This window comes from Streptomyces sp. UG1 (assembly GCF_049974585.1).
GTDB lineage: Bacteria > Actinomycetota > Actinomycetes > Streptomycetales > Streptomycetaceae > Streptomyces.
The window spans coordinates 1-3,744 of sequence record NZ_JBNGGG010000112.1; the positions used below are offsets into that span (position 1 = coordinate 1).

Annotated in this window: 2 protein-coding genes and 1 pseudogene; 2 read left to right on the forward strand and 1 reads right to left on the reverse strand. The window is 65.6% G+C overall.

The window, feature by feature from the left end; all coding sequences use genetic code 11:
* Window positions 1-1,214 precede the first annotated feature (1,214 nt).
* Together ACP4J3_RS50465 and ACP4J3_RS50470 are read left to right on the forward strand one after the other, a co-directional pair.
* Window positions 1,215-1,414, forward strand: a pseudogene (locus ACP4J3_RS50465) (hypothetical protein); the annotation flags it as partial.
* A 98-nt stretch (window positions 1,415-1,512) separates the two neighbouring features.
* On the forward strand, window positions 1,513-2,679 hold the full coding sequence (locus tag ACP4J3_RS50470; protein ID WP_426545001.1) for a HEAT repeat domain-containing protein: 1,167 nt from the start codon (window positions 1,513-1,515) through the stop codon (window positions 2,677-2,679).
* Between the two features lie 758 nt (window positions 2,680-3,437).
* On the opposite strand, the gene ACP4J3_RS50475 is transcribed toward ACP4J3_RS50470, so the two are convergent.
* The gene (locus ACP4J3_RS50475; RefSeq protein WP_426545003.1) at window positions 3,438-3,602 is read right to left on the reverse strand and encodes a hypothetical protein; all 165 of its coding nucleotides are present in this window, start codon (window positions 3,600-3,602) and stop codon (window positions 3,438-3,440) included.
* Window positions 3,603-3,744: the final 142 nt, after the last annotated feature.

Below are 3,744 nucleotides of genomic sequence, written 5' to 3' on the forward strand. Positions count from 1 at the left end.
GCCGCGGTCTTCGAGTGGATCGAGGGCTGGTACAACTTGCACCGGCTGCACAGCAGCCTCGGCTACCGCAGTCCCGCGCTGTTCCATGCCCAGCTGGTGCAGCCGTGGCCGAGGCACTTCTCCGGGAAGTAGGGGTTCATGGAGTCGGCGTAGAAGGGGTTCGGCGTGAACTTCCGCTCCATGAGCCCAACCACCAAGTTGTGCTGGTCCCTACTTCGTCGCTCGTCGCTGTGCTCGGGGCGCCACTGAGGTTTGTAGTGAACCAGCTCGTTGCGCAGCCTCATGAGCAGAGCTGCTTCGCTGAAGGGACGGGCGCCACGGTCGAACGGCTCCCGCCCGAGCAACTGCAGCACCTTCTGGTATCGCTCACGCGTTCTGGACTCCTTCGAGAGGTCCCGCCAGCGGCCGTGATCCGCTGCCGTTCGTCCATCTGCAGTCCTGTCCGGGCTTCGGCGCCTTCGACGTGCGCGAGGTCGTCTCTTGAGGCCGTGAGGATGAACTCGTTGATGCATGCCTCGATGAAGGCTCCGGACGCGAGCACGGAAGATGTCGCGTAGGAGCGGTGGTCCGACCTGGTACCGGTGGGCGCGGTGTCTTCCTCACCGGAGCTTGGTGCCAGGGCTTCCAGTTCGCCGCACTTCCGGGAGAGAGAGCTCGCGGCGCGGGCGTGGTCCAAGGAGAAGTAGTGCCAGACCCAGATCGGTACGCCGTTGTCCACGAGGCCAAGCGTAGACACGGCGCGTCCGGATGCCGCCGTTCAGCAGGTGCCGCAGCGAGAATCCGACACCACGAATCAGAACGAGTGAGAATCCGACAGCTTCAGTGCGATAGGACACCTGCTGTCCGTCGACATCGAACCCAGTCCACGGCCGCTCTTGACATCCAATCCAGTCGCCGCAGGTCAGAGCGCTCGTAGCAAGACCAACGCCACGAGGGCGCCTTGTCACCGAAGTTAGTCCGCGCAGGCCAGCGCCTCGCGTCCGACTGACTTCGCTGTCAACGGACACCTGCGAATCTCAGCTCGATGTCGGATCCGACATCGATCCGACATCGGCCGTGAGATTCCGACACGGGAGCTGAGATCCCACATCGATGGTAGGTTCTCGCCGCTCGCGTCACACGGCGGCGCTGTGACCTTTCACTTCGCGTGGCGTCTCATGCCGTTTCCAGCCACTCAGTCTCACGCCCGTGTCCGAATCCTCGGGCCTGCCCATCGCTCGGCCCACCGCAGCGTCCTCGATCTCGAACGTGACATCCGCGGCTGGATCAACGAGTGGACAACAACCCCAAGCCCTTCGTGTGGACCAAGACCGCCGACGAGATCCTCGAAACCCTCGCCTCATACTGCACACGAATTACCGGCTCAGGACACGAGGGTCGGCTGGCGACCGGTGCGTCCTACGCGTGGCACTGACTGCAGCTCGACGACGGTGTGGCGCTGGGGGCAAAGCGCCCGGCAGCTTGAAGCCATTGCGGGACCGGTCCCGCGTGTCTGTCGTTAGGGTGGTGCCCGTGTCCGAGCTGAACGAGTTGATCGAGAACCTCGCCAACGCGCACACTGGTGATGATTGGGGTAGCGGTTCGAGCCTGCGGGACAGGGCCATCACACGGCTGACGGAGTTCGGACGGGACGCCGTGCCTGCGCTCGTGGCCCGGCTGCAGCAGATGCTCGACGACCGCGCCGACTACCTCGCCAGGTTCACTGCGGCCAAGGCCGAGTTCGACGCGTGGCGTGTCGATTACGTCGGAGACCAGCCGACCGGGTTGCTCGAGCTGCGCGGGTACAGGGATCCGTACGAGCTGCGGCAGGGTTTGGTGGAGGCGCTACGTGCGCTCGGTGACCAGCGCGCTGCCCCCGTTCTTGTCGCGGCGCTTCGCGACCAAGCGTGTGTCTGGTACGCGGCGATGGCGCTGCGGGACATCCACGCGGCCGATCCGGTTGACGCGCTCATGGACGGGCTGGTCATCACCGTCCGCAACGGCAGGATGACCAACGAGATCGCGGCGGTCGCCATCGAATACGGCGTCACACCGGGGCAGGTGATCGCTAGGTTCGACGCCGAGGAGACCGAGCAAGGGCGGGTCAACCTCATGGAGTTGCTTGCTGCTCTCGCCGCTGAACGAGAGGTGCCCGCGACGGCCTTCCTGGCTGCAGTCGACGACGACAACGAAGAGGTCCGCTGGGCTGTTACCCGCGGCCTCACCCACGTCGCGGCGTCCCCGGAGATCGAGGCCACCTTACTCGTGATGGCTCTTGACCAGGAGAGTTCCGTGCGATGGCGGGCGATCTCGGCACTTCGACAGATACGCGGCAGCGGTACGTCCGTCGGGGGTCACCACAACTTCCCACTCACCGAGGACCTAGTTCGCGAGGCATTCCTTCTCCAGGACGGGCGCGTCGACAGCCGGGTACGAGCCCGGCTGACCGACCTCAGGGACCCAATGCCGGTCGTCCGAGCCCTCCATAGCCTCGCCGCCGACGGCGATAGCCAGGCCGGCGCCGCTCTTCTCTCGGGCACGGCACTGTTCCGCCTAATCCTTACCGACGAAACCGCGAATGAAGCCAAAGCGGCCTTCGACACGGTGGCCACCCCGGCAGACGTGACCCGTCTCGAGGAATTCCGCGCGGCACAACCCAAGCCACAACCCAAGCGCCGCCGCTGGTTCCGTCGCCGCTGATGGCTCGCCTCTGGGTTTCATCGGAGGGTCAAGGTCCGTCGTGTGTCCTCCCCGGCGATGACGCCGGGGAGGACCCGCTGTTTGCCAACGCACTCAGCCCCGCAACACCCTGCGTTCACGATCGGACAACCTCCTGTCAACGACTTCGGACCCGGCATCCCCCAACCTCTACAACCGCCAACGAACTTCGCCAGGTGCAGAGCATCGCGCGCATCGGTTTTCACCCGCTCACCGGCCGGACGCTGCAGGCTGGAGGGCGCGAGTACCTCGCAGCGTATCCTCGCTACCGAAAGGGCCCGGGCCAGACCGAAGCCGGTCGGCCCGGCTTCGTAGGCCACTGCGGCCGGAGCAGGCAGGCAACTGATCCACCCGAGGACGTCAGCATGCTGCGGCGTGAGCCGACAGCGGATCAACTCCCCGGTCACCGTGTCGATCGCGCATGCCAACACGCTGCGGGCATGCACATCCAACCCGACGCTCGTGCGCTCAGAAAACACCGGGCCTCCCGCAAATGTAGGCACTACCGGTCAGGCTGCGCCCGGCCGGCAACCCACGACAACTTGCGAGCGAGGCCCGGGCCGACGATCAGCACCTACATTCTGTCTAGGCATTCCCGATTGGCCGTGTTCATCCCCCGCTCCAAGACGCACCTCGGGTCCGCCGCCGGGTTGCATCGCTCGCGGGTCGTGATGACGTGTCAGTGCGGGCCACCGGGTTGGTCAAGGGGTGCCGGCGGCACCGACTTCTTCCCCTGACGATCAGGTCGCGCCCCACAGACGTACGCTCCCGACGGCGGCGACCTCGCCGTCGCCGTTGCCATCGATGTCGTCGTCAACGTCGAATTCGCCGTCGCCGTCGAAGTCGGAGTCGTCGCTGGTGGAGGTGCCTGCGGCGAGGGTCTTGCCATCGGGGCTGAACGCCACCGACCCAACGTCACCAGTGGGGTCGAGCGTGTCACGGATTTTCCCTGTCTCCGCATCCCACAGACTGAGCTTGTTTCGCTTTGACGGACACCATCGGTGTGGTGGTCAGGCCGCCAGGGCGGCCTCGTAGTCAGCGGGACTG